Raw genomic sequence first — 25,122 nt, forward strand, 5'->3', positions numbered from 1 at the left:
GGCGCTCGTCCCCTCCCCCCGGCGCCGCTTGGGGTTTTTTTCGCGGTTCCCCCCCCACGGCGAGAAGCCGCGAAACACACCTCAGCGGCCCTCCGCTCCCGAACATGTCCCCAGCCGCCAGGTAGCGGAATGAGAGATCACGATTGCGGTTCGTGATCGTTCCGGAGCGGTGAATGTGGCTGGTTGGGTGGGGCTTCTGCTTGATCGTGTTCGTGTCGGAGAGGTCGGGTGGAGGGCGGGTTCGGGTGCGTCGGGAGTGGGAGCCGGAAGAGCTGATCGCGGCGTGGACGCTGCTGGACGGCGACTGGGAGCTGGTGGGGAACAAGACGGGGCGACCCGTCTGGGGTTCGGCCTGATGCTGAAGTTCTTCGAGCAGGAGGGCCGGTTCCCGCGACACGTGGGTGAGCTGCCCAAGGCCGCGGTGGACTACGTTGCCGGCCAGGTGAAGGTCGACCCGGCGTTGCTGGCGGAGTACGACTGGTCGGGCCGGTCGATCGAGCGGCACCGGGCCCAGGTGCGGGACGCGCTGGGGTTCCGGGAGTCGACCCGGGCGGATGAGGACGTGCTGGCCGAGTGGCTGGCGGACACGATCTGCCCGATGGTGTTCACGGACGAAGGGCTGCGAGCGGCACTGCTGGCCCGCTGCCGGACCTTGAAGATCGAGCCGCCGGGCAGGGTAGAGCGGATCGTGGGTGCGGGCAGGGCGCGGTTTGAGCGGGAGTTCTGCCTGCATGTGCTGAACGGGTTGTCGGCGGACTCGGCGCGGTCGCTGTGGGAACTGGCCACAGGTGAGGACGGGTTCCTGCTGGAACTGAAGTCCGACCCCGGGCGGCTGGGGCTGGAGACGCTACTGGAGGAGATCGTCAAGCTGCGGCGGGCCAAGGCTCTGGGGCTGGCGGTGGATCTGTTCGGCGGGTATTCAGATCGGCTGGTGGCTTCTTGGCGTGCGCGGGCGATGGCCTCGCATCCGTCGGACTTCGCGGTGAATCAGCCGCCGGTCCGGTTGACGTTGGTAGCCGCGTTGGCGTGGTCGCGGACGACGGAGATCACCGATGCGCTGGTCGATCTGTTCATCGGCTTGGTGTCGAAGATCAACACTCCGGCGGAGCGGAAGGTCGAGAAGGCGATCGAGGCCGAGGCCAAGAAGGTGCACCGCAAGACCGAGAAGCTGTTCTCGATCGCCGAGGCGTCGCTGCGGGCTCCGGAGGGCACGGTCCGGCAGGTGGTGTTCCCGGCGGTGCCGGGAGGGGAGGCGAGGCTGCAGGCGCTGGTGGCCGAGGCGAAGGCGGACGCCAGGGCCTACAAGGCCCGCGTACGGACGGTGCTGACCAGCTCCTACACCTCCTACTACCGGCGGATGCTGCCCAAGCTGCTGGCCGCGATCGAGTTCAAGTGCAACAACACCGCCTACCGGCCGGTGATGGACGCCGTGGACCTGCTGCAGCGCTACGCCGACATCCCGAACGCCACCCGCCACTACGACGCTGGCGAGAACGTCCCCATCCAAGGAGTGGTGCCGGACGGCTGGCTGGAAGCGGTCGTCGACGACAACGGAGTCATCGAACGGGCCTCCTACGAGCTGTGCGTGATCGTGTCGCTGAAGGACGCACTGCGCCGCCGCGAGATCTACGTCGCCGGCGCCCGCCGCTGGCGCAACCCCGAGGAGGACCTGCCGGCCGACTTCGAGGACAACCGCGACGTCCACTACGAGAACCTGCGCCAACCGCTGGACAGCAGCGTGTTCATCGCCACGTTGAAGGAGGCGATGCGCGCCTCGATGGCGGCATGCGGCCAGGCGGTCAACAGGAACAAGTCCGGCGGCACGAAGGCGAAGACGCACCGCGGCGAGCCGCGCTGGCACATCCCCGACCTGGGCAAGCTGAAGGTCCCGGAGAACCTGAGGGCGCTGCACACCGAGATCGCCGCCCGCTGGGGGATCATCGACCTGCTGGACTTCTTGAAGGAGTCGGACTTCGTCACCGACTTCACCGACGCGTTCACCACGGTCGCAACTAGGGAGGCGACCCCGCGAGGGGTGATCCGCAAACGGCTGCTGCTGGTGCTGTACGCGCTCGGCACGAACGTGGGGATCAAGCGGGTCGCCGACGGCGGCCGTCACGGCGAGACCGAGGCAGGACGCCCTGGCCGGGTAGTAGGTCGGCCAGGGCGGTTCGCACGGCCGCCCGGCTCACCCCATGAGCCCGTGCCAGGGCCGCGATCGAGGTGCCCTCGTGGAAGGCCGCCCGCACGTCCTCGCGCCGGTCACCGTCCAGCGCGGGCGGCCGGCCGCGGTAGCGTCCTTCGGCCTCGGCGGCGGCGATCCCCTCGACGGTGAGCTCGTTCTGGATGTCACGTTGGAACTGGCCGACTGCGGTGATCACGTTGATGATGACGGCGGTGGTGGCGTCGTTGGCGGCGAGGTCGTGGAAGTTCGACAGCGGTCCGGACAGGACGCGCAGGGCGACGCCGCGGGCTTGGCACCAGTTGCGGACGGCGTGGATGTCGAGCAGGTCGCGGCAGAGCCGGAACAGCTCCGAGACCGTCAGGGTGTCGCCGGGGTGCGCCTTGGCGGCGATCTTGCCGAACGCGGGCCGGTCGAGAGCGGGGATCTTGGAGGTGGTGGCGGGGTCCTCGAAGAGGAGGACGCCGTCGGCAGGCCGGAATCCCTCGGCGACGCCTTCGGTGCGCACAAGAAGGCTGGCCTCGGTGAGGATGTGGCGCTGCCGCAGCAGGGACTGGGTCGCGGTGGAGACGCGGGAGTAGACGATCTGCACCGGGCTCTCCTCGGGAAGGGTTGGAGCCCCGATTTTCCTGTCGGAAAATCCTGTCGTCAATTCGGGTGCGGAACCGGCCATCCGACGTCACGGTTCGTCACTCGATGTCCGGTTTTCGAGAGGGCTTGCGGGGCCCAATCAGAGGGTGTCGTTAAATCTTCTAATACCGACATCCCAGTGAAGGCCCCTCTGTCACCGGTGCCCTACCGTGGGACCACACTACGGTCAGACGCGTACCGCCGTTCGCCGCCGCTCCGAGCGCCCACGCCGGCCCTGGGCACAGTCGGCCACGGTCCTCCGGGGCCCGCGCAGAAGCACAGAAGACCTTTCGTCCGGCCCTGTCCTCGCCGGCGGGAAGCGTGGGATACGGCCGGGCTGGAGTCGACGGTGCCGAAGAAGCAGAGACCCGTCGCCGGCGCGACAGGTTGCGGGATGCATCGGCAGGGCGCCCGGGTCAGCCGCCGCTGTGCGCGGGGTTTGATCGGGATCTGTGGGCGCTACCGCAGTTGGTCGCGGCGGCGGGTCAGGTAGGCGGTCTCGGCGGTGTTGCCCGCCAGTTCGATGGCTTTGTCGTAGGCCGCGCGTGACTGCTGGCTGTGGCCCTGCCGGCGCAGCAGGTCGGCGCGGGTGGCGTGGTAGGCGTGATACCCGGCCAGCTTGTCCTCAAGGCGGTCGACGGCCGCCAATGCCACCCGCGGGCCGTCGAGTTCGGCGACCGCGATGGCCCGGTTGAGGGCGATGATCGGCGAGGGGTCGAGGCGGACGAGCTGGTCGTAGAGGGCGAGGACCTGTGACCAGTCGGTGTCGCGTACGTCGCGGGCGGAGGTGTGCACGGCGTTGATCGCGGAGAGGATCTGGTAGCGGCCCGGAGCCGCCCCGGTGGCGGCAGCGGCGAGGCGCTCGCGCACCAGCCGGTGGCCCTCGGCGATCAGGCCTGTGTCCCAGGCCCCACGGTCCTGCTCGGCCAGGGGGACCAGTTCGCCGCTGGCCGAGACCCGGGCGGTGCGGCGGGCCTCGGTGAGGAGCATCAGCGCCAGCAGCCCGGCCACCTCGCCGTCGCCCGGCATGAGGGCACGGATCAGGCGGGTGAGCCGGATCGCCTCGGCGGTCAAGCCGTGACGTAGGGGATCGGTGTCGGGCCCGGTCGCCAGGTAGCCTTCGTTGAACACCAGGTACAGCACGGCGAGTACGCCAGACACGCGTGCCGGCAGATCCTCCACGGCCGGTACCCGGTAGGGGATGCGGGCCGCCTTGATCTTGGCCTTCGCGCGGGTGATCCGCCGCTCCATGGCGGTCTCGGCCACCAGGTAGGCGCGGGCGATCTCGGGCACGGTCAGACCGCCGACCATGCGCAGCGTCAGCGCTACGCGGGTCTGCATCGCCAGCGCCGGGTGACAGCAGGTGAAGATCAGTCGGAGCCGGTCGTCGTCGATGGCGCCGACGGGCTCGGGCGGGTCGTCGTCGTACACCATCTGAGCCTCCTTGTGCTTGTCGTCGCGCTTGTTCTCGCGGCGGATCCGGTCGATGGCCTTGCGGTTGGCGGTGGTGGTCAGCCAGGCGCCGGGGTTGGGGGGTATACCGTCGGCCGGCCACCGCTCGACGGCGGCCGCGAACGCCTCGGCCGCCGCCTCCTCGGCGATGTCGAGGTCACCGAAACGCCTGGTGAGGGCGGCCACCACCCGCGCCCACTCGTCGTGGTGGGCCCGGGTGATCGCCTCCCCGACGTCGCTCACAGGAACGGCCGCACCTCGATCTTCCGATCGCAGACCTTCGACGCCTCGGCGGCGAGCTTGAGCGCCACATCCAGATCAGGGGCCTCCCACACCCAGACGCCGGCGAGGTACTCCTTCGACTCCACGAAAGGCCCGTCGCTGAACACCGCCTGCTCGCCCCGGTTGTCGATGACCGTGGCCGCGTCGGTGTCCGCGAGTCCGCCCGAGAAGACCCAGTAGCCCTCGGCGATCAGTCGTTCGTTGAATGCGCTGATGGCAGGCTGCCTGTCCGTGCTGCCGGGATTACTCTTGTCATCGATCACGGAAACCAGGTACTGCATCTGAAGATCATCTCCTGTGGTGTCAAGACAGCGTGGTTCGGTGGGCAGGGACTTCAAGCCGTTGCATACTGCGGGTGCCCGGCCGGCCGGTAGACCTGGATCGTCACACCCTTCGAGTCGACCCGCGACTCGACCAGCTCGAGCGCAAGATCCGGACCGGACTCCGGGAACAGTCTCGCGCCCTGGCCGACGATCACCGGGATCACGATCAGAGTCATCTCGTCGACCAGATCGTTCTCCAGCAGCCACCGGATGAGGGCGCCACTGCCGTGCACCTGCAGCTCACCGCCGGGCTTGGCCTTCAGGTCACTGATGGCCGCCGCGAGGTCACCGCGGAGAACGGTCGTGTCCTCCCAATCCGGCGCGGTGAGCGTGGTCGAGGCAACGTACTTGTGGGCCTCGTCCAAGGCCACGCCGATGGGATGTGCGCGCATCTGGTCGATTGATCCCCAGAAGCCGGCGAACAGCTCGTAGGTGCGCCGGCCGAACAGGAACGCCTCCGCGCGCTGGTAGGTCTGCGCGATGAACGCCCTGGTCCCGTCGTCGCCCTTCCCCAGGGCCCATCCGCCGCGCTCGAACCCCGTCGGGTGGTCGTCCGTCGGGGCGCCGTTGTTCTGCATCACTCCATCGACGGAGATCTGGGTCATGGTCGTCAGCTTCATGATCGCGGTTCCTTTCGCCTTGGCGCCGCCCCCTTGCGGGCGGCCTCACCCCTGCTACGAACACCACCGCCCCGATCCGACACCGCCTCCCGGATTTCTTTGAAGAATTTTCCGGGACGCCGGTCGTCAGCGATCCGACTGCACGACGGCTTCGCGGCGACTGCGCTCCACATCCTTGATCGCGCCCAGTGCGGACGAGCTCTTGGACCAGATCGATCGCGAAGATCCTGACCAGTGGTTAGCGGGCGTCGAACGGCTCGTGGCGTGAGGGCAACCTCGCCAGTGGCGTAGCCGCACGCAAGGCCACCAACGCCGGCCAGACCATCCGCCCGCGGCCAAAGCCAGTCCGCCTCCATGCCCCGCTCACGCTGCACCACGCCGCACCACAACAGAGCGCCGCCTTGGCCGACCACGCCGCCGGACCGGCCGTCCGCAAGGCGCACCGGGTGTACGCCGCCCGCTCGCCGCCGTCGATCAGCCACTGCCACCAGGCAACTGACCAACACCCCAGCCAGCGCCAGGCCCGGCTACTCGTCTTCGCCGTCATCAAGGTCGCGCAGTTCACGAACGACCGGTCGCCCCCGCGGCCCCTGCCCCTGCCCCTGCCCCTGCCCCTGCCAGTGCCAGTGCCAGTGCCAGTGCCAGTTTGGCGCCCCTAGATGATCAATTCCAAGGGGTCAGTGGCTTCGTATGCGGTGAGCGAGCGCATGACGGGTTGGCGGTTTAGTCGCTGCGCGGGGCTGTGGCGGGCGGATCGGTTACCGCTTGAGGAGTTCGGCCAGCATGGCACTGGTCGCTTGGTCAGCCGGTAGGAACGCCTCAAGTCGTAGTTCGGCGATGGTGACGTCGATAGCGGTGCCGAAATGGGTGAGCGTGGTGATGAGCGTTAGCTCCCTGCCGTCGGCTGGATCATGTGCCCGGAGGCGCAGCGGTACGGCGAAGCCGAGGTGGTGCGGTGACCCGCGCGGACGTGGTGGTGCCAGGTCGGTGAGTTCGGAGGCCAGGCGTTGGAGTTGGTCGTCTGGGTTGCGCACGCTCTCGGCCTGGATGCGGTCGATGATGTGCCACGCCCACTCGTCGAGGTTGACGATGCGTGGCGCGAGGCCCTGCGGATGCAGCAACACCCGGGGAACGCTCACCGGCGGTACGAGCAGATGCGGAGCCACACCGGCGGTGAGGGCGTGGAAGGCGGTGTTGGCCGAGGCGAGGTCACCGTGCCGGTCGACGACCACCGCCGGGTACGGCAGGTGGCCGTGCAGGATTCGTTCGAGGGCGGTGCGAATCGGTTCGAGTTGGGGGTCGTCCAGGCGGGTCTGCGGGTAGACCGGTGCGAATCCGGCTGCAAGGAGCAGTTCATTGCGCTCGCGGATCGGCACCTCCAGGGATTCGGCCAGCCGGATGATCATTGATCGGCCGGGGGTCGACCGTCCGCTCTCGATGAAGCTGACGTGCCGCTGCGTGGTTCCGGCACGCATGGCCAGTTCCAGCTGGCTGACGCGCCGCCGAGCGCGCCACTCACGCAACGCTCCGGCGAGCCCGCCTCTGGTCGATTCGCTGATCACCCCTCTTGTGTAACCCGATCGGCCGCTGATCCGCGATTCCCTGCGAGGAATTGCCGCGCGACGGCCGGCGCAGCAAGGTCGTTGCCGCACGCCGACCATTCGCAACCGAGGGGATCAACCATGGCTGACATTGACATCCACGACCTCACCGACCGCTACGTTGCCGTATGGAACGAACCCGATGCGGAGCGCCGCCGCGCCGCGATTCGCGAGCTGTGGTCCGCCGATGCGGTCCATGTGCTGCAGCCTCCCAAGGAGATCCTGCAGACCGCTGAAGGGCTGGGCTTCAACCGTCTCCTTTTGGAGGCGCGCGGGCACCACGCGTTGGAGTTCCGGGTGACTCGCGCCTACGAGGAGTTCGTCGCGCCAGGCACCTTTGCCTTCCGGTCGCGCGGCAACACCGACCGGCTCCACGACGTTGTCAAGTTCAACTGGGAGATGGCACCCCGGGACGGGGGTGAGGTCGCCGGCGTCGGACTGGAGATCCTCATGCTCGGCCCCGACGGCCGCATCGTCAGCGACTACCAGTTCATCGAGGGATGACCGCGATGATGGCGATACGCCCATCGATGGTGCGCAGCTACCACGTCACCACCGGCGGCGGTATCGATGGCCTGTCGCTGCGCACGCACAAACCACGCACACCCAGGGAGGGGGAGGTCGCGGTCGCGGTCCACGCCACCTCACTCAGCTTCCGCGAACTTCTGGTGCTACGGGGGCAGTACGTGCTGCCCGTCAAACCGGACGTCATACCGGTCTCGGACGGTGCCGGCGAGGTCGTCGCCGTTGGGCCGGATGTCCGGCGGGTGCGCCCAGGCGACCGCGTCACCGCCGCACTGTTCCCGCGGTGGCTGGACGGCCCGTACGGTTCGCGCATTGGCCGTCGGCAGTCGCGCCCAGTTCATCTCAATGAACAACGTCATCACCGCGCATCGGCTCCGACCAGTCCTCGACCAGGTGTTCCCGTTCGAAGAAGCCGTGGCAGCGTACGGGTACTACGAATCGGCCAGCCCGTTCGGAAAGGTGATCATCAAGATCAGATAGCCGGTGAGCATGCGTGGTTGGGGGAATCCCGCGCACGCTCGGTCATTGGCAGACCAGTACGCGTCGTGCGAGCTGGGTGATCTATCCCAAGGGGTGCCTGCGGAGACGAGAATGAGGGTGTCGAAGATCGTTTTGTGACCAACAACCTAGACACCCTCGCGACCGCAATCTACGCGACGACGGATGACCTGCTGAAGGAGCATCCCGGCCTGGCGCCTCGGCGTCCGCAGGTCGGGATCGCTCCCCGCCTGAGCGATGCCGAACTGGTCACGCTCGCGATGATGCAGGCCGTGCTCGGCTTCACCTCCGAGGCCAAGTGGCTCCGCCACGCCCGCGCCCACCTGCGACACCTCTTTCCCTACCTGCCGCAGCAGCCCGGCTACAACAAGCGGCTACGCAAAGCCGCCGACCTCATGCGCCGGATCACCCGCATCCTGGCCGTCAGCACCTCGGTATGGAGCGACGACGTATGGGTCGTGGACTCCACCCCGGTCGAGTGCGGACGCTCCCGGGAGACCGTCAAACGCTCCGACCTGGCCGGATGGGCCCAATACGGCTACTGCGCCAGCCACAGCCGATTCTTCTGGGGCCTGCGCCTGCACCTGGTGTGTACCCTCCACGGCCTGCCCATCGCCTTCGCCTTGACCGGAGCGAAAGCCGACGAACGCGAAACCCTCCTTGACCTCCTCGCCGCCGAACGCGACCTCCTCCACAGCCGCCCCGGACAGACGCTGATCGGTGACAAGAACTACTTCGGCTGGGCCTTCGAACACGAACTCGCCGAGCACGGCGTCAAGTTGCTCAGGCCAGCCCGCAAAGGCGAACACGAGCGGCCAGGAGCCCACCTGTTCACACCCCTGCGACAGGTCATCGAGTCGATCAACGAAACGTTCAAGGGACAGCTCGACCTCGAACTGCACTGCGGACGCACACCTGGCGGCGTCATCGCACGCGTCATGTAACGCATACTCGCGCTGACCGCCGCAATCTGGCACAACGACGCCACCGGACAACCGTCCTACGCCTACGATCACTGACCCCTTGGAATAGGTCATCTAGAAGGCCTGTCGCCTCGGGGCCCACGCCGAGACCGCCCGGATCAAGAGCGAAGCATGCAGAGCAACTACCTGACGGCTGGGGACACGCTCGGGAGCGGAGGGCCTCAGCGGGGCGGTCGCGCGGCCGCGACCAGCCCCGTCTCGTAGGCGACGATGACGAGCTGGGCCCGGTCGCGCGCGCCGAGCTTGCCGAGCAGCCGGCCCACGTGCGTCTTCACGGTCGCCAGGCTCAGGGTCAGGTGCTCGGCGATCTCGGCGTTGGACAGCCCCCGGGCGATGAGCGCCAGAACGTCGCGCTCCCGTCCGGTGATCCCCTCGAGCTCGCGGGCCACCGGGCGCGCCGGTTCCGGGAGCCGGGAGAACTCGGCGATGAGCCGGCGCGTCACCGTCGGGGCGAGCAACGCCTCGCCGGAGGCGACCACCCGGATCGCGGCCAGCAGATCGCCCGGCGGGGTGTCCTTCAGCAGGAAGCCGCTGGCCCCGGCGCGTAGCGCCGCGTAGACGTACTCGTCCAGGTCGAACGTGGTGAGCATGAGCACACGCACCCCTAGGACGCCCGTGGGGCCGCAGATGCGCCGGGTCGCCTCGATGCCGTCCATCTCCGGCATCCGCACGTCCATGAGCACCACGTCCGGCGACTCGTCGCGGGCCAGTTCCACCGCCTCGGCACCTGTCCCGGCCTCGCCGACCGTCACCAGATCGGGGGCGCTGTCCACCAGCAGCCGGAAACTTCCGCGCAGCAGCGCCTGGTCGTCCACGACGAGCACCCGGATCACGGCGCCTCCCCGTACGGCATGCGCGCCGAGATCCCGAACCCGCCCTCGGGACGGCGCCCGGCTGTGAGACTCCCGCCGTACACGGCCACCCTCTCGCGCATCCCGATCAATCCGTGCCCCGGACCGCCGGGCAGCACCCGCTCACCGGGCCCGTCGTCGGCGACCTCGACCCTGACCTCGCCCGCCGACGCCTCGACCGAGACCCGGCACCGGGCGGGGGCGGCGTGCCTGACGACGTTGGTCAGCGCCTCCTGGACGATCCGGTACACCGACAGCTCCACTCCCTCCGGCAGGCCGGTCGCCCGGACGTCCAGTTCGACGCGGACCCCGGCCATCGCCGCCTGCCCGGCCAGCACGGAGAGGTCCGTCAGACCGGGGGAGGGGGTGAGGTCGGGTGGTGCGTCGAGATCGGAGCGGAGCACGCCCAGCAGCCGGCGCATCTCGGTCAGCGCGCCCCGGCTCGTGACCTCGATGACGCGCAGCGCGTCCGCGGCCTCCTCGGGCCGCGCCGCGGCGACGTGGTTGGCGATGCCCGCCTTGACGGCGATCAGGCTCATGCTGTGCGCCACCACGTCGTGCAGCTCACGGGCGATCCGCAGCCGTTCCTCGGTGACCGCCCGGTCGGCGAGTTGCTCGGCCGACCGCACCGCGTGCGCCCGGCGCTCGCGCACGGCACGACCGGCGATCCAGGCGCCACCCATGAAGGCCACTCCTGCCAGCAGCACCCCGGCGATGTTCGCCGCCCGGCTGGGGCCACCCGCCACCGACAGCAGCAGGACGGCCACCGCGCTGCAGGCGCCGATCGCGAGCGTGGGCTCCCCGCGCGGCCGGGGCAGGGTGAGCGCCACCATGTAGATCGCGAAGGCCGCCGCCGCGAACCTGTCGTGCGCCAGGCCGAGAAGGACGGACGCCAGCGACATCGCGAGGACGGCGCAGAAGACGGTGAGCGGCCACAGCCGCCGCACCGCGAGCGGCAGGGCCACCCCGGCCAGGACCAGGTACTCCGCCCAGGCGGGCACCGCGGGATCCGGGCTTCCGGCCGCGAACAACAGGAGCGCGACCGCGTATCCGGCCGCCGCCACGGCATCGAGGCGGACGAGCCGGTCATGGCTCCAGCGGCTCAGGAAGAGTGAGTCGTCCACGCTGGAACGGTATCCGCCGGGGTCGTGTCCTCGCCTCCACCTCAAGGAGGTCATCCCCGGGGCCCACCTTCGCGCGCCGTGGCCGCCGTCGTCGGACCCGGGGCTGAGCGTGAGGTGCCCGCCGTAGGCCGACGCGGGCGCGGCCCGCCCCGCGAGAGCCTCGACGACATGATCGAAATCGTGAGGCTGACCAAACGCCACGGCGACAAAGCCGTGCTGGACGGGCTGTCGTTCCAGGTGAAACCGGGTCTGGTCACCGGTTTCCTCGGCCCCAACGGCGCGGGCAAGTCGACCACCATGCGCGTCCTGCTCGGCCTGGACGCCCCCACCTCGGGCCACGGGCTCGTCAACGGGCGCCGCTACGCCACGATGCGGTACCCGATGCGCGAGGTCGGCGCGCTGCTCGACGCGAACGCGGTGCACGGCGGCCGCAGCGCGCTCGACCACCTGCGCTGCCTGGCGCGTGGCAACCGGATAGGGCTCTCCAGGGTGACGGACGTCCTGGAGCAGGTCGGCCTGGCCGGAGTCGCCCGCAGGCGGGTCGGTGGCTTCTCCCTCGGCATGCGTCAGCGGCTGGGGATCGCGGCGGCGCTGCTCGGCGACCCGGGGGTGCTGATGTTCGACGAGCCGGTCAACGGGCTCGATCCGGAGGGCGTGCGGTGGATCCGCCATCTGATGCGCTCGCTGGCCGCAGAGGGACGCACCGTGCTGCTCTCCAGCCACCTGATGAGCGAGATGGAGCTCACCGCCGATCGCCTCGTGATCATCGGCCGCGGCAGGCTGGTCACCGAGACCACGGTCGGAGAACTGGCCGCCCGCCATGACCGGGGCGTGCTGGTGCGCTCCCCCCGGGCCGCCGAGCTCACCGGAGTACTGGAGGCCGCCGGGGCGACGATCGAGACGGAGCCGGGAGGGGGAGTGGTCGTCAGGGGACTGGACGTCGCGGCGATCGGTGACCTGGCCGCGGGGAGCGGCCTCGCCGTGCACGAGGTCACCCCGCGCAGTGCCTCCCTGGAGGAGGCCTACATGGAGCTGACCGCTGACAGCGTCGAGCACCGGGCGGGCGGGCGATGAGCGGTCTGTCGCGGCGCGAGGGACCAGGTGGCCTGATGGCTGTCGACGTGCCGGCCGCGGAGTGGCTGAAGCTCCGCACGGTCCGCTCCACCTGGTACGTCCTGGCGGTCGTCGCGGTCTTCGTCGTGCTCGCGGCCGTGTTCACCCTGTACGTGGGCAGCCTCTGGGACGGGTTGCCGCCCGAGGGGCGGCTCACCCTGCGCGCGGCGCGTCCCGAGCAGATCATCCTGATGCCGGTGCAGATCTGCATGGCCGTGCTCGGCGTTCTCTCGTTCACCTCCGAGTACGCCACCGGCATGGCCCGCACCAGCTTCACGGTGCTGCCGCAGCGGGGAGTCGTGCTGGCGTCCAGAGCCGCGGTCGTGGCCGCCGTCGCGTTCACGGTGGGGCAGGCGAGCGGTTTCATCACCTTCTTCGTCAGCCGGTTGATCATCGGTGACCGCCCGATCCCGGACTTCGCCGCGCCACTGTCGCAGGAGTTTCCGAAGATCTTCGCCGGGGGGCTGTCGGTGGTGGTGCTCGCCATGATCGGGCTCGGCGTGGGCGCCGTCCTGCGCTCCACCGCGGGGGCGATCACCGCCGTCGTCGTGTACCTGTACGTGTTCCCGAGGTTCGCGCTCCTGCTGCCCGATCCATGGAACGCCAGGATCGGCTCGGTGCTGCTGGAGGACCTGACCGCCCAGGCCACGGGTGAGCCGCCGGTGGCGGTCGGGCTGGGCGACGCGGCCGCCGGGATCGGACTGTCGCCGCCCGCGGCGCTGGCGGTGATGTTCCTGTACGTCGTCGTCGCGCTCGCCGCGGCCGCCGTCACGCTCGCTCGCCGGGACGTGTGATCCTTCCGGATGCCGGGCCTGCGGCTTACTTTGTAAAGGCGGTGGCTTCCCACAGCAGAATCGAACAGCAACGCCGGGGGAGTCTCACCTAAGGGTGATCATCAGATGCCCGGCCAGACCCCTGCTCGCCGCTTCGACCATCTCCAGTACCTCGGCGAAACCCTCACGTTCACCGTAGTAGGGGTCGGGCACCTCGGAGCCCTCCGGGGCCGTGGGGTCGAAGGAGCGGAACAGGCGCACGTCCGCCCCCTTGGGGGCAAGGCGGCGCAGGGCGCTCAGGTTGCGGGTGTCCATGGCCAGCACCAGGTCGATCCGGCCGTACCAGTCACGCAGGAACTGCCGGGCCCGGTGCCGCGAGCCGTCGTAGCCGTGGGCGGCGAGCATCTCGGCGGCCCGCGGGTCCATCGGGTCGCCCTGATGCCAGCCGCCGGTGCCCGCGCTGTCGACCGTGACGCGATCTCCAAGGCCGTGCTCGTCGAGGGTCTTTCTCAGCACGACCTCGGCCATCGGCGACCGGCAGATATTTCCCATGCACACCACGCATATGCGATAACTCATGCCTACCAGGATGCCGTCTGCCGAGGGTGCGGCGACCGGGTGCGCGGGCTGTCGGGGAAGGGATCGTCGCCGAAGCGGACTCCGCGCCGGATCCGCCCGCGAAGCCTCGATGACCGCCGCCCTCCCGGACGGTTGCCCGCCGGCACGCGCCCGGTTCCGCGAATCGCCGGCGGTTTTCTCGGCGGAGGTGGAATCGATCACGTGCGAGCGATGTTCGACTGCCCTGTAGACATCGTCCATGAGGTGGAGGTTCCCGTGGGAAAACTGAGCGAAGACGCCAAGAACCTGCTCAAGCAGCCGATTCATGCCTGGGTGACCACCGTCAGGCCGGACGGTTCGCTGCACAGCACGGTCGTGTGGGTTGACGTCGACGGAGACGATGTCGTCTTCAACACGGCCGTGGGCCGGGCCAAGGAGCGTCACCTGCGCGAGGACCCGCGCGTGTCGGTGAGCGTCCTGGACCCCCAGAACGCCTACCACCTGGTCAGCGTCTCGGGGAAGGCCCGGCTGGAGCTGGAGGGCGCGGACGAGGTCATCGACGGCCTGGCGAACAAGTATCTCGGTGTGGAGTCCTATCCCTTCCGTAAGCCGGATGAGCAGCGCGTCACCGTGCGGATCACGCCCGATGACGTCATCTTCAACCCGGCGAGCTGAGCGGCGGCGAGTGGTCGCGGCGTGCCCGCGCCCACCCGCCGCACCGGTGCACGGCTGACCGTCGCCGGGTCTGGCCGCGATCCGCGGCCGGACCCGGCACCGGGCTAGCATGTCGCCCGGTGGAGCGGTAGAACGGCATCGGGAAGGGGTGGGTGATGTCTGACCTCGTCACCGTCGTCGGCATCGGAGCCGATGGCTGGGCCGGGCTCTCCCAGGAGGCGCGGCGCGAGCTGCACGCCGCCGAGGTCCTGATGGGGAGCGCTCGGCAGCTGGGGCTTCTCCCCGAGCCCAGCGCCGAGCGCGTCGTCTGGCCCTCCCCGCTGCTGCCCGCCCTGCCCCGGCTGATCGCCCCCCACCGGGGCCGCCGGGTGTGCGTGCTGGCCAGCGGCGATCCCATGTTCCACGGCATCGGCGCGACCCTGGTGCGGCTGCTCGGCGCCGACCGGGTCCGGATCCTGCCGCACCCGTCGTCGGTCTCCCTGGCCTGCGCCAGGCTCGGCTGGGCGGTCGACCGGGTCGAGGTGGTCAGCCTCGTGGCGCGTCCCGTCGAGGTGCTGCACCCCGCCGTCCAGGACGGCCGCCGGGTCCTGGTCCTCAGCGCCGACGGCCACACTCCGGCCGGGGTCGCCGGGTTGCTCGCCGCCCGAGGTTACGGCGCGAGCGCGATGACGGTCCTGGAAAGGCTGGGCGGCGCCGAGGAGCGGGTGATCTCCGGTACGGCCGGTCAGTGGTCCCTGCCGGTGGCCCACGCTCTCAACGTCGTCGCAGTGGAGTGCCGTGCCGATGCCGGGACCGTTCCGCTGCCCCGCCTGCCCGGCCTGCCGGACGAGGTGTTCGAGCACGACGGCCGGCTCACCGGGAGTGAGGTGCGCGCGGTCGTCCTGTCCCGGCTGGCGCCCACCCCGGGCGAGCTGCTGTGGGACATCGGTGCGGGGGCGGGCGGCATCGGTGTCGAGTGGATGCGTGCCCATCCGGAGAACCGGGCCGTCGCGGTGGAATCCCACCCCTCACGGGCGGCCGTGATCGCCCGTAACGCCGCGGCGCTGGGAGTTCCCGGTCTCGACGTGGTGACCGGTGCCGCCCCCGCCGCGCTCGCCGGGCTGAAGGCGCCGGGAGCCGTCTTCATCGGCGGTGGGGTGACCGTTCCCGGGGTGGTGGAGGGCTGCTGGGAGGCGCTGCGACCGGGCGGCCGGCTGGTGGCCGGCGCGGTGACCGTCGAGTCGGAGGCGGTTCTGGCCTCCTGGCAGGGGGAACTCGGTGGAGACCTGGTCCGGCTGGCGGTCAGCAGGACCGCCCCGGCCGGTGGCTTCACCGGCTGGCGGCCCATGGCGCCCGTCACGATCTGGACCGTGGTCAAGCCGCCGGTTCGGAAGAGCGCCCGCTGAGCGGCCCGGTCGGCACGGGTGCTCCCGGCGGTCCGGGTCTCGGCGCCCGCCGTGGCCGGGGGATCAGCCCAGGGCGTGGTCGAGGTTGAACGCGGCGCTGATCAGCGAGAGGTGGGTGAAGGCCTGCGGGAAGTTGCCGAGCTGCTCACCGGTCTGCCCGATCTCCTCGGCGTACAGGCCGAGGTGGTTGGCGTAGGTGAGCATCTTCTCGAACGCCAGCCGCGCCTCGTCCAGGCGCCCGGCGCGGGTGAGCGACTCGACGTACCAGAACGAGCAGATCGAGAACGTGCCGTCCTGCCCGTGTAGCCCGTCCGGGCTGACCGAGGGGTCGTAGCGGTAGACCAGCGCGTCCGACACCAGGTTCGCGCCGAGCGCGTCGAGGGTGGACAGCCACTTGGGGTCGGTGGGGGAGATGAACTTGGTCAGCGGCATCATCAGCACCGAGGCGTCGAGGACGTCGTCGTCGAAGTGCTGGACGAACGCCCGCAGCCGTTCCGACCAGCCGCGCCGCATGATCTGCCGGTAGATCGCGTCGCGGGCCAGCTGCCAGCGCTGCGTGTTGGCGGGCAGGCCGCGGTGGGCGGCCATCCGCATGGCCCGTTCGATCGCCACCCAGCACATCAGCCGCGAGTAGACGAAGTTCTTGCGCCCGCCGCGGGTCTCCCACACGCCCTCGTCCGGCCGGTCCCAGTTGTCGCAGACCCAGTCGACCAGGAGGTGGACCTCCTCCCACAGGTCACTGGAGATCGGCCGGTGCCACTTGTCGTAGAGGTAGACCGAGTCGAGGAGAGCGCCGTAGATGTCCAGCTGGAGCTGGTCCACGGCGGCGTTTCCGACGCGCACCGGGGCCGAGCCCTGGTAGCCCTCCAGGTGGGGCAGCTCGATCTCGGGCAGTTCGGTGCGCCCGTCGATGCCGTACATGATCTGCAACGGCCCGGAGGGACCGCCGCAGTCGTGGCTGACGTGCTTGGACAGGAAGTTCATGAACGCCTCGGCCTCCTCGCCGAAGCCCAGCCTGAGCAGCGCGTACACGCAGAACGCCGAGTCGCGGATCCAGACGTACCGGTAGTCCCAGTTGCGCTCCCCGCCGATCCGCTCGGGCAGGCTGGTCGTCGCGGCGGCCACGATCCCGCCGGTGGGCGCGTAGGTGAGGAGCTTCAGTGTGAGCGCGGAGCGGTGCACCATCTCCCGCCACCGGCCGCGGTAGCGCGACGCCGACAGCCAGCGGCGCCAGAACGCGACGGTGGCGGTGAACTGCTCCTCGGCCTCCTCGATCGGGCACGGGCGCGGGGCCAGGTCGTCGCTGAGCCTGTCGAGGGCGAACACCGCCCACTCGCCCTCGTTGAGCTTGAACTCCGAGCGTACGTCCTGACCGTCCGCCTCCAGGGTCGCGCTGGAGGCGAGGGTCAGGCGGAGCGACGGTGACTCGAAGATCGCCCGGCCGTCCCGCATGCTCAGGATGTGGGACTGCCTGCCGTAGTCGAACCTGGGAGCCACCCGTGCCCGGAACGGCAGTGATCCCCGTACGCATCTCACCCGCCGGATCAGCCGGTGCCGGTCGCACTCGCCGCAGTCGTCGACGACCGGCATGAAGTCCTGGATCTCGCCCACCCCGTCGGTCGCGGAGAACCGGGTGATCAGCACGTTGGTGTCCGGGAAGTAGAACTGCCTGGTTCTCGCGGGCACATCGGTGCCCAGCTCGAACGAGCCACCCCGGGCGGTGTCCAGTATCGAGCCGAACACGCTCGGCGCGTCGAAGCGCGGGCAGCAGTACCAGTCGATCGTGCCGCGGGTGTCCACCAGCGCCACGGTGCGCAGGTCACCGATCAACCCGTGGTCGGCGATGGGCGGGTATCCGGGGGCTCCCGCCGGGTCCTGAGGGCCGGGCCGTGCTGCTGTCATGTCGGCCCTCCCAGGTCGCGAGCCGGGTACCCTACGTCCTCAAGCTACGCGGCCCGGACACCTGTCCGGCTCCGCCTCGGGGCAAGGAGTCGGCAGGTTTTCGGGTACGGAACGGCAAAAGGCCCCGCGGGGCCTCTGCCGCTTCAGGCGCTCTCCGCGCGTCCCAGCCGCCAGTAGCCCATGAAGGCCACCGAGGAGCGGTCGATTCCCGCCTCCCGTACCAGGTGGCGGCGGAGCAGCTTGACCATCCCCGCCTCGCCCGCCAGCCAGGCGTACAGGCCGCCGGTCGTGGAGGAGTCAGGGACCTCCCAAAGGATCTCCGTGTCGACGTCGACGTCCTCCAGCGGGGCGGCGGCATCGGGGGCGGTGCCCGCCGGTGCGGCGAGCGCGCTCAGGGCGTCGCGGACGGCGGGAATGAGCAGGTCGCCGTGGCGGGCACCCCCGCGGGGCAGCCAGGTGACCCGCACACCCGGGCGGACATCGAGGGCGAGCGCGTCGGCGGCCTCGGGGACCTCCAGCAGCACCGTGGCGGGCACGGAACCGGAGAGCGACTCGGCGATCGTGGTGATGGCGGGCACGGCCGTCTCGTCCCCGGCCAGCAGCAGGTGCGTCGCCCCGGCGGGCGGCGCCCACTCCTGGCCGCCGGTGGGGCCGGGGTGGGCGGCGTTGGGGCCGACCACCACGACCCGGTCTCCGGGGGTCACATGGGTCGCCCACCGGGACGCGGGGCCGGTCTCACCGTGCAGGACGAAGTCGACGTCGAGCTCGCGTCGCTCCGGCCGGACGGCGCGGGCGGTGTAGGTGCGGATCGGGTTGCGCAGCTCCTGCGGGAGCGCACGCCACCGCTGGTACCAGTCGTCCCCGTCGCCCAGGGGGGTGAGGCTGCCGTCCGGCAGCGGGAGGATCACCTTGATCCGCTGGTCGAAGCCCTTGTCGGCGAAGCCCGCCAGGTCCTCACCGCCGAAGGTGACCCGGACGAAGCTCGGGCTGAGCCGTGCCGTCCGCAGAACCTCCACGTGGTGGCCCCGGTAGACCGGAACCCCCGCTGTCCGCTCCAGGGTCTGCTCGCCGCCCGCTGTCATCACGCCGCCTTTACTGGGAAGTGCCGTTTCCAGTAACTTAGCTTTGCCTAACCTTATTAATCAACCCGTGAGTGCGCGCTCACCGGCCCGGGAGGTCACGCGGCCCGGCGCGCCTCCGCCTCGGGCCGGGGTCTCGGGGGCGGAGATCTCGGGGGCAAGGCCGCTGACGGGCCGCGGGTGATCCGCGCGGTACGGCTCGTGCGCCCAGCCCGGTCTGCGCACCCGGAGCGTCTCCGGACTGCCGGCCCTGTCCTGTTCGGGCGCCCCGGCCAGGGAGAGCGAGGCCCCGGCCGGGGGCGCCCCACCGGTCCGCCGTTCCGCCCGCCGCCGAGGCTCCTGCCGCCCGTTCCTCCTGCGGTGCCGTCCCGCCGAGACGCGGGGACGCAGCCGGGACAGGACGAACGACGTGCCGAGGACGAAGGTCAGCAGCCCCGCGACCAAGGCGGTCTCCATGGAGACGGGGAGCGTACCCGAGGTGTCGGTCAGGGCGGTGGAGGCCGGGGCGAGTGCCGGGCGGACCTCGATCCGGCCGACCTGCTGCGGGGCGGTGTCGTTCTTTCCCGCCAGGTTCTCCTTGACCTTGCGCGGCAGGCCGTAGCCCACGACCTTGCTCTGGTCGCGCGTCTTGCGCTTCAGCCAGACCCGGTCGACGTTCCCCTCAATGGTGTGGATCGTTCCACCCTCGACGCTCTCGACGACACCGACGTGGTCGATCCCCTTGATGTCCTTGCCACCCGACCAGTCGAAGAAGACCAGGGCACCCGGCTCAGGTGTCCGCGACCAGGCGCCGTTCGTCTCGAACCAGCGGGCCTGCGACGGGGTCCAGGCGAACTGCCCGACGTACTGCTGTACGCCCGCCCGTTCCGCGGCCCAGGCGATGAACATCGCGCACCACGGGGCCGTCTCGTACTGCGGGTCCTGGACCACGTTGGCCGCGTACCACTCACCGAACTTGCTGTGCCGGCCGGGTCCCTCCCGGTACCCGATCTCGGGCCTGATGATTCTGAGCAGATCGTCACCGATCGGATCCATGGCCGTGAGCCACCCCGTCCACTCTCCTCCGCCCTTCCGCGAAGGGGGCGCCGTCCGATAGAGCTGGACTGTATTCGCAGAAAAACCGAGAAGTGAGGCTATTAGCGGAAAAAGCAGGCTTGCGGGGCTGTCGAATACCGGATTCGACAAAAGGGGTGAAACCCTGCCGTACAACCTTTAGCATCGTTCGGCGGCCGGGAGCGGACACCACGAGCGAGAGGCCGAGGCCACCCCCGGGAGCAGGGGGCACACCGGGAGCCGCCCGTGCCCATCGGGTCGAATAGCATGTGATCGCACATGCGCGGCATGCGCGGATGCCGACGCCGAGACCCGATCTCCCGGTCCGGCGAAAACACCGGACGCGAAGGCGGAATGGGTTTCCATGTTCGACGACAAGACACAGGAGACCCTCCGCCGCCTCCTGGACCTCGCCGAGCACCCCTCGACCCCACAGGCCGAGCGTGCCCTGGCCGTCGCGCGGGTCCGGGCTCTCATCATGGTGCCCGAGGGCGACGCCCGCCGGGCACCGGTCACTCCGGCGATGGAGGCCGGGATCCTCAGCCGGGTCAGGCCGCTCGCCCACCGGGTCGAGGAGGACCTGGTGAACGCGGTGCACGGGGACCTCTACGCCTTCAGCACCCGCTACCGGGTGATCGGCGAACTCGCCGAGGAGATCGCCCTGCTGCTTGAGCGCTGGAGCGCCGTCGTACCGCAGAAGCGCCACCGGCACGAGGAGGCCGTCAGGCTCGCGGCCTCGAAGCTCGTCTACCTGCTGGAGCGGCGCGATCTGTTCCGCAAGCCCAGGTGGGGCAACCGCCCGAGAGCCAGGTAGACCTCTCAGCGGTCCGGGCGGTCGGCGAGCAGGGGAAGCAGCGGGTTCCACGCCGTACCGTCCCGGGCGTCGCGCCGCCGCCGGGCGATGGCGCTCAACGCCTCGAGAACCACGCGGTTGGCCAGCGCGGCGGTGATGTCCGCGTGGTCGTAGGGCGGGCTGACCTCCACCACGTCGACTCCGACGACCGGCAACTCCAGGCAGATGCGCCGTACGGAGTCGAGGAGCTGGCGCGCGGTGATGCCGCCGGGCTCGGGCGTCCCGGTGCCCGGCGCGTGACCCGGGTCGCACACGTCGATGTCGACGGACAGGAAGACACCGTCGCACTCGTCGGTCGCGATGGCGAAGGCCTCGGTGAGGCACTCCGTCAGGCCGCGGTGCACGATCTCGGTCATCTCGTACGAGCGCATCGAGCGCTCCGCCATCCAGTCCAGCGTCTCCGGCGGCGGCCAGTAACCGCGCAGGCCGATCTGCAGGAACCGGTCGCCACGCAGCGCCCCCGACTCGATGAGCCTGCGCATCGGCTGCCCGTGCCCCCACAGCGAGCCGAACTCGATGTCGCCGGTGTCGGCGTGGGCATCGAAGTGGATCATCGAGATCCGGCCGTGCCCGAGGACGTTGGCCACGCCCTTGGCATCGGGGAAGGCGATCGAGTGGTCACCGCCCAGGACCACCGGGATGGCTCCGGCTCGGGCCACCTTCTCGACGGCGGCCTCCAGCGCGGACAGCGAGGCCAGAATGTCGCCGGGCGGCATCTCGACGTCACCGGCGTCCAGGACGCGCAGGTCGCGCAGCCCGTCGGTGCGCAGTGCCAGGCTGGGGCGCGCCCCGTCGTGCGGCAGGTAGTCGGTCATCCGGATCGCCTGCGGCCCGAAGCGCGCTCCCGGCCGGTGCGAGGTGCCGCCGTCGAACGGCGCCCCCACGATCACGACGTCGGCGCCCGCATAGCCGGCGGGGTCATCCAGTGAGCATCGGTCGACGCCGAGGAAGGTGATGTCGGGCCCGAACTGGGCCCCGTAGCGGTTCGTCAAGGCCTCTCCGGCACACGCGATGGGTGGTGGCCGTGGCCCAGGGAGACTTTCCGCCTCGGCGAGGCGTGACCTCGCGGGAGCCGGCGATTCTTCCCGGGGCCACGGCGTGTGAACTGGCAGATCCCGGCGTCCGGGGGGAAGGGGCAGCCGGTCACCGTCTTGATGAGGTGGGACCCGCCAGAGCTCTCCGTCGACGCGCCGTACGGGGGGTGTGACCCGCCGTGCGGCGGTATCGCACAACCGTGACGGTAAGCAGCTCTGCCCGGTCGCCTCAATGATGTTGCAGGATGTTGCGCGGGATTCGCCGTCGTACTCGGGGGCACGGGCCGTTCCCTCGATCCGCGAAACCCCGCGCAACCAGCCCTACCTGCCTGTCGGCTCGCCGACAGGGTCGTCGGCCTCGCTCTCCGGCGCGGTATCGTCACCGGCGCCCAACTCCTTACGCAACCGGTCGAGATCCATGCTGTGGCTGCTGTACTTCAGCTCGCGAGCAACCTTTGTCTGCTTCGCCTTGGCTCGGCCCCGTCCCATTGGCTGTACTCCCTCACGCAGGCCGTGCTCGGCCTCTCGTCACTGTCGCATCGCCGGCTGGCGCGCTCTGACGCCGCAGGTCAGCCCGCGGTAGCCGCACCAAGTATCCCGCTTGGCGGTCGATCCGTCATTGATCGGGCCCGACCGGCCGGGGACCTGTGGAAAACGGCTCCCGCCATCATAGCCAACGTCATTACGATTTGAAGAATTATGCAATTTGGCACATCATCAGGAAGGGTGTGCCGGTAAACCGGACGCCGGGGGATGACCTGATCCACGGGAGGTGGGGGGCGTGAGCGAGAGCGAGTTCGCGGCGGAGTTAAGGGCGCGCATAGCCGATGTCGACGGCGAGTTGGAGCTCATGCGCCGGGCCTCCGACGATCACGCGGTCGAGGTCCTGACCGGGCGCCTGGAGAACCTGCTGCGCATCGCCGCCCGGCACTGCGTCGATGTACGCCCCCCCGGTGGCGGGCCAGTCGCCGGGACCGCGTGATCATGCCGGTGCCACTGCACCAGGCCAAGGCCGAGCTCTTTCGCAACCTCGGCCATCCGGTCCGTGTCCGGGTGCTGGAGCTGCTGCAGGACGGCCCCCTGCCGGTGCGGGATCTGCTGAGCGCCATCGACGTCGAGGCGTCCAACCTCTCCCAGCAGCTGGCGGTGCTGCGCCGTGCCGGGCTGGTGACCGCCACCCGGGAGGGCGCCACCGTCGTGTACGCGCTCTCCACCCCGGATGTGGCCACCCTGATGTTCGCGGCGCGATCCATCCTGACCGAGCTGCTCGCCGAGCAGGGTGAGCTGCTGGCCGAACTGCGCGCCGAGGCTCGCGGGTGAGCACGCCCGCCGCCGCCGGGTTCCCGCCCCGAGCGGGCCGGAGCCCGGCGGCGCGAGGCCGGGCCGCCTCAGCCCGCCATGATCGTCTCGGGGTCGTGGTCGTAGAGCCAGGCGTTCTGCCGGAGCGGGTCGCCGCCGGCGAAGGCCGCGTCGCGCTCCAGCTGGGCGGGCCCGTCGGGCAGGTGGTTCTGCACCTCGCGGCCACGGCTCATCAGCTGCACCTGCGAGGCCCGGGGCCGGCGGATCTCCGCATAGCGGGCCAGCGCCTGCGCCACCGTCTCGCGGGTGGCGGCACGCAGGCAGCTCGCGAGGACCACTGCGTCCTCGACCGCCTGGGCGGCTCCCTGGCCGAGGAAGGGCAGCATCGAGTGGGCGGCGTCACCCAGCAGGGCCACCCGCCCGGATGTCCAGCGCTCCAGGGGAGTGCGGTCGTACAGGGCCCAGCGCCTGGTCTCGGTGGCCGAGGCGACCAGCTGCCTCAGCCGCGGGTCCCAGGTCTCGAACTCGCGCGCCAGGTCCTCGATCCGCCCCTCTGCGGTCCACGACTCGACACGCCACTCGCCGGCGGGCACGATCGCGACGATGTTGATCAGCTTTCTGTCCCTGATGGGGTAGTGGACGAAGTGACGGCCCGGGCCCAGCCAGAGCGTCTGCACCCGGCGTAGCGCCAGCTCCGGCGCGTGCTCGGCCTCGACCAGGCACCGGTAGGCGCACAGCCCGGAGAAACGCGGCGGCGCCTCCTCGACGACCGTGGGCCGTACCGCCGAGTGGATGCCGTCTGCGCCGATCACCCCGTCGGCGGTCACCGTCGTCTTCTCGCCCCGGCTGTCGGTGAAGACCAGCTCGACCTCGGAGCCGTCCTGGCGCAAGGTCTCCAGCCTCCGGCCGGCCCTGACCGCGTCCGAGGGCAGTGCCTCCAGCAGCATCTCGAGCAGGTCGGCCCGGTGCGCGACGTAGCAGTCGGCGCCGTACAGCCGGCGGCACTCCTCGCCCATCGGCTGGGAGAACAGCACCCGGCCGTCCTGCCAGCGCCGGAACTCCCAGGCGGCCTCCAGCGGCACGGCGAAGGACGCCAGCCGCTCGCCGAGCCCGGCCCGCGCCAGGGGACGGACCATGTTGGGGCCCACCACGATCCCGGCGCCGACCTCACGCAGCTCGGCGGTCTGCTCGTACACGACTGCCTCGACACCCGCCTGCCGCAGCAGCAGGGCGGCGGCCAGCCCGCCGAGGCCTCCGCCGATGATGGCGATTCTCACTCAGGGGTTCCTCTCCTCGAACGGCCTCTCATCCCGGCGCGCCGCGATATGGAAGCGCACCGGCCAAGACGCCTGCGACGTCGTTTCAGCTCTGCGGCCAGGCCACGATCGGGTTGCGCACCGAGCCCAGCCGGTCGATCTCCACCTCGACCACGTCACCGGGCCGCAGGAACCACGCCGGGGTGCGTGCGTGCCCCACCCCCGAGGGCGTGCCGGTCGCCACCAGGTCTCCGGGCAGCAGCGTCATCGTCCGGCTCAGGTGCGCCAGCACCTGCCCGACCGGGAAGATCATGTCCTTGGTGTCGCCGTCCTGGACGACCTCGCCATTGACCCGGGTCACCAGCCGGAGGCCGCCGGCCGGGTCGCCCACCTCGTCGGCGGTCACGACAGGCCCGATCGGCCCGCTGTGGTCGGAGTTCTTGCCGAGCGTCCACTGCGCGGTCAGCCGCTGTGCCCGCCGGGCGCTCAGGTCGTTGAAGACCGCGTAGCCGAACACCCCGGAGAGCGCGGTCTCCGGGTCCACGCACCGCATGGCCGTACCGACCACCGCGACCAGTTCGACCTCCCAGTCCAGGCCCGCCTCGTCCGGCGGCACCGGCACGGGCGTCCCGTCGACCGCGAGCGACGTCGTCCACCGTCCGAAGATCGTCGGTGTCTCCGGGGTGGAGAAACCGCCTTCTGCGGCGTGTTCTCGATAGTTCAACCCGACGCACAGCACCCGTGCGGAACCGGTCACCGCCGGAGCCAGGCTCAGTTCGCCCAACGCCAGCTCACCTGCCGGCTCACCCGCCGGCTCACCGGTGGTGAGCTCGCGCGCCCTGGCGGTCCAGCCGGGCAGGTCCTCGTAGAACTCGCTCACCTCGGCCAGCGGCACCACCTGGTCGGTGCCGGTCAGCACTCCCACCCGGACCTGACGACCATCCCGAAACCCGACAAATCTCATCGCTCACTCCCGACGTTCCCGGCAAGGGGAACCACCGCATCCTCGAACACCGCCACGGTGCCATCGGCTCACCCGGAGATCTTCGTACATTCCACCTCAATACGGTA

Annotated in this window: 25 protein-coding genes and 3 pseudogenes; 12 read left to right on the top strand and 16 right to left on the bottom strand. The window is 70.3% G+C overall.

Annotated elements, in window-relative coordinates; genetic code table 11:
- Positions 1 to 355 precede the first annotated feature (355 nt).
- Positions 356 to 2,335 carry a DUF4158 domain-containing protein gene (locus ABZU75_RS31140; RefSeq protein WP_355561879.1) on the top strand — a complete coding sequence of 660 codons (1,980 nt, stop codon included), beginning with the start codon at positions 356 to 358 and terminating at the stop codon, positions 2,333 to 2,335.
- Between the two features lie 16 nt (positions 2,336 to 2,351).
- Here ABZU75_RS31140 and ABZU75_RS31145 read toward each other — a convergent pair.
- The 5 genes and pseudogenes from ABZU75_RS31145 to ABZU75_RS31165 all read right to left on the bottom strand — a co-directional run.
- Positions 2,352 to 2,855, bottom strand: a pseudogene (locus tag ABZU75_RS31145) (recombinase family protein); the annotation flags it as partial.
- A gap of 416 nt (positions 2,856 to 3,271) precedes the next feature.
- Positions 3,272 to 4,507 (bottom strand): DUF6596 domain-containing protein, encoded by a 1,236-nt coding sequence (locus ABZU75_RS31150; RefSeq protein ID WP_355561882.1) that lies wholly within the window; start codon positions 4,505 to 4,507, stop codon positions 3,272 to 3,274.
- Entirely contained in the window at positions 4,504 to 4,827 is a 324-nt protein-coding gene (locus ABZU75_RS31155; protein WP_346021160.1) for a YciI family protein, read from the bottom strand. Before ABZU75_RS31155 ends, ABZU75_RS31150 begins: the two co-directional genes overlap by 4 nt.
- Before the next feature lie 53 nt (positions 4,828 to 4,880).
- Positions 4,881 to 5,489 carry a dihydrofolate reductase family protein gene (locus ABZU75_RS31160; protein ID WP_355561885.1) on the bottom strand — a complete coding sequence of 203 codons (609 nt, stop codon included), beginning with the start codon at positions 5,487 to 5,489 and terminating at the stop codon, positions 4,881 to 4,883.
- Positions 5,490 to 6,247: 758 nt separating this feature from the next.
- Positions 6,248 to 7,051 (bottom strand): helix-turn-helix transcriptional regulator, encoded by an 804-nt coding sequence (locus ABZU75_RS31165; RefSeq protein ID WP_355561887.1) that lies wholly within the window; start codon positions 7,049 to 7,051, stop codon positions 6,248 to 6,250.
- A 120-nt stretch (positions 7,052 to 7,171) separates the two neighbouring features.
- On the opposite strand from ABZU75_RS31165, the gene ABZU75_RS31170 reads away from it, so the two are divergent.
- Positions 7,172 to 7,594, top strand: coding sequence for a hypothetical protein (locus tag ABZU75_RS31170; RefSeq protein WP_355561890.1), 423 nt, complete (start codon positions 7,172 to 7,174; stop codon positions 7,592 to 7,594).
- Between the two features lie 26 nt (positions 7,595 to 7,620).
- Positions 7,621 to 7,827 (top strand): annotated as a pseudogene (locus tag ABZU75_RS31175) (NAD(P)-dependent alcohol dehydrogenase); the annotation flags it as partial.
- Here the strand turns inward: ABZU75_RS31175 and ABZU75_RS31180 are convergent.
- Complete coding sequence (locus tag ABZU75_RS31180; protein ID WP_355561893.1) at positions 7,762 to 7,974, bottom strand: hypothetical protein; 213 nt, start codon at positions 7,972 to 7,974, stop codon at positions 7,762 to 7,764. The pseudogene ABZU75_RS31175 and the gene ABZU75_RS31180 overlap by 66 nt on opposite strands.
- Here ABZU75_RS31180 and ABZU75_RS31185 point away from each other — a divergent pair.
- Positions 7,961 to 8,095 carry a zinc-binding dehydrogenase gene (locus ABZU75_RS31185; protein ID WP_355561896.1) on the top strand — a complete coding sequence of 45 codons (135 nt, stop codon included), beginning with the start codon at positions 7,961 to 7,963 and terminating at the stop codon, positions 8,093 to 8,095. The genes ABZU75_RS31180 and ABZU75_RS31185 overlap by 14 nt on opposite strands.
- Before the next feature lie 134 nt (positions 8,096 to 8,229).
- Positions 8,230 to 9,132: pseudogene (locus tag ABZU75_RS31190) on the top strand (IS982 family transposase).
- Positions 9,133 to 9,257: 125 nt separating this feature from the next.
- Here the strand turns inward: ABZU75_RS31190 and ABZU75_RS31195 are convergent.
- Together ABZU75_RS31195 and ABZU75_RS31200 are read right to left on the bottom strand one after the other, a co-directional pair.
- The gene (locus ABZU75_RS31195; protein ID WP_355561898.1) at positions 9,258 to 9,929 is read right to left on the bottom strand and encodes a response regulator transcription factor; all 672 of its coding nucleotides are present in this window, start codon (positions 9,927 to 9,929) and stop codon (positions 9,258 to 9,260) included.
- Complete coding sequence (locus tag ABZU75_RS31200; protein ID WP_355561901.1) at positions 9,926 to 11,071, bottom strand: sensor histidine kinase; 1,146 nt, start codon at positions 11,069 to 11,071, stop codon at positions 9,926 to 9,928. The genes ABZU75_RS31195 and ABZU75_RS31200 overlap by 4 nt, the downstream gene beginning before the upstream one ends.
- Positions 11,072 to 11,239: 168 nt before the next feature.
- Here ABZU75_RS31200 and ABZU75_RS31205 point away from each other — a divergent pair, with 168 nt between their 5' ends.
- Complete coding sequence (locus ABZU75_RS31205; protein ID WP_355561904.1) at positions 11,240 to 12,145, top strand: ATP-binding cassette domain-containing protein; 906 nt, start codon at positions 11,240 to 11,242, stop codon at positions 12,143 to 12,145.
- A gap of 35 nt (positions 12,146 to 12,180) precedes the next feature.
- Entirely contained in the window at positions 12,181 to 12,978 is a 798-nt protein-coding gene (locus ABZU75_RS31210; protein WP_355561906.1) for an ABC transporter permease, read from the top strand.
- A gap of 84 nt (positions 12,979 to 13,062) precedes the next feature.
- Here the strand turns inward: ABZU75_RS31210 and ABZU75_RS31215 are convergent, their stop codons facing one another.
- The gene (locus ABZU75_RS31215) at positions 13,063 to 13,536 is read right to left on the bottom strand and encodes a low molecular weight protein-tyrosine-phosphatase (protein WP_355561909.1); all 474 of its coding nucleotides are present in this window, start codon (positions 13,534 to 13,536) and stop codon (positions 13,063 to 13,065) included.
- Between the two features lie 255 nt (positions 13,537 to 13,791).
- On the opposite strand from ABZU75_RS31215, the gene ABZU75_RS31220 reads away from it, so the two are divergent.
- Both ABZU75_RS31220 and cbiE read left to right on the top strand, forming a co-directional pair.
- A complete protein-coding gene (locus ABZU75_RS31220; RefSeq protein ID WP_355561912.1) occupies positions 13,792 to 14,190 on the top strand; it encodes a TIGR03618 family F420-dependent PPOX class oxidoreductase in 399 nt (132 codons plus the stop codon).
- 155 nt (positions 14,191 to 14,345) lie between these two features.
- Complete coding sequence (gene cbiE, locus ABZU75_RS31225; protein WP_355561914.1) at positions 14,346 to 15,575, top strand: precorrin-6y C5,15-methyltransferase (decarboxylating) subunit CbiE; 1,230 nt, start codon at positions 14,346 to 14,348, stop codon at positions 15,573 to 15,575.
- A gap of 63 nt (positions 15,576 to 15,638) precedes the next feature.
- Here the strand turns inward: cbiE and ABZU75_RS31230 are convergent, their stop codons facing one another.
- The 3 genes from ABZU75_RS31230 to ABZU75_RS31240 form a co-directional block, all read right to left on the bottom strand.
- Positions 15,639 to 17,477, bottom strand: coding sequence for a glycoside hydrolase family 15 protein (locus ABZU75_RS31230; RefSeq protein ID WP_355561917.1), 1,839 nt, complete (start codon positions 17,475 to 17,477; stop codon positions 15,639 to 15,641).
- Between the two features lie 143 nt (positions 17,478 to 17,620).
- On the bottom strand, positions 17,621 to 18,559 hold the full coding sequence (locus ABZU75_RS31235) for a siderophore-interacting protein (RefSeq protein WP_355561920.1): 939 nt from the start codon (positions 18,557 to 18,559) through the stop codon (positions 17,621 to 17,623).
- A 60-nt stretch (positions 18,560 to 18,619) separates the two neighbouring features.
- Positions 18,620 to 19,591 carry a CHAP domain-containing protein gene (locus ABZU75_RS31240; protein WP_355561923.1) on the bottom strand — a complete coding sequence of 324 codons (972 nt, stop codon included), beginning with the start codon at positions 19,589 to 19,591 and terminating at the stop codon, positions 18,620 to 18,622.
- Between the two features lie 382 nt (positions 19,592 to 19,973).
- On the opposite strand from ABZU75_RS31240, the gene ABZU75_RS31245 reads away from it, so the two are divergent.
- Positions 19,974 to 20,423 carry a hypothetical protein gene (locus ABZU75_RS31245; protein WP_355561926.1) on the top strand — a complete coding sequence of 150 codons (450 nt, stop codon included), beginning with the start codon at positions 19,974 to 19,976 and terminating at the stop codon, positions 20,421 to 20,423.
- A gap of 5 nt (positions 20,424 to 20,428) precedes the next feature.
- Here the strand turns inward: ABZU75_RS31245 and speB are convergent, their stop codons facing one another.
- Positions 20,429 to 21,454, bottom strand: a complete 1,026-nt coding sequence (speB, locus tag ABZU75_RS31250) for an agmatinase (protein ID WP_355561929.1) — start codon at positions 21,452 to 21,454, stop codon at positions 20,429 to 20,431.
- A gap of 363 nt (positions 21,455 to 21,817) precedes the next feature.
- On the bottom strand, positions 21,818 to 21,985 hold the full coding sequence (locus ABZU75_RS31255) for a DUF3073 domain-containing protein (RefSeq protein ID WP_084195352.1): 168 nt from the start codon (positions 21,983 to 21,985) through the stop codon (positions 21,818 to 21,820).
- Positions 21,986 to 22,277: 292 nt separating this feature from the next.
- Between ABZU75_RS31255 and ABZU75_RS31260 the strand changes: the two genes are divergently transcribed.
- Positions 22,278 to 22,478: a hypothetical protein gene (locus ABZU75_RS31260; protein WP_355561933.1), complete on the top strand. Its 201-nt coding sequence runs from the start codon at positions 22,278 to 22,280 to the stop codon at positions 22,476 to 22,478.
- 2 nt (positions 22,479 to 22,480) lie between these two features.
- On the top strand, positions 22,481 to 22,816 hold the full coding sequence (locus tag ABZU75_RS31265; protein ID WP_355561936.1) for a metalloregulator ArsR/SmtB family transcription factor: 336 nt from the start codon (positions 22,481 to 22,483) through the stop codon (positions 22,814 to 22,816).
- A 68-nt stretch (positions 22,817 to 22,884) separates the two neighbouring features.
- On the opposite strand, the gene ABZU75_RS31270 is transcribed toward ABZU75_RS31265, so the two are convergent.
- Positions 22,885 to 24,072: an FAD-dependent monooxygenase gene (locus ABZU75_RS31270; protein WP_355561939.1), complete on the bottom strand. Its 1,188-nt coding sequence runs from the start codon at positions 24,070 to 24,072 to the stop codon at positions 22,885 to 22,887.
- An 85-nt stretch (positions 24,073 to 24,157) separates the two neighbouring features.
- Complete coding sequence (locus ABZU75_RS31275) at positions 24,158 to 25,015, bottom strand: fumarylacetoacetate hydrolase family protein (RefSeq protein ID WP_355561941.1); 858 nt, start codon at positions 25,013 to 25,015, stop codon at positions 24,158 to 24,160.
- Positions 25,016 to 25,122: the final 107 nt, after the last annotated feature.

It is taken from the genome of Streptosporangium sp. NPDC005286 (genome assembly GCF_040607515.1).
In the GTDB taxonomy this organism is placed as follows: domain Bacteria; phylum Actinomycetota; class Actinomycetes; order Streptosporangiales; family Streptosporangiaceae; genus Streptosporangium.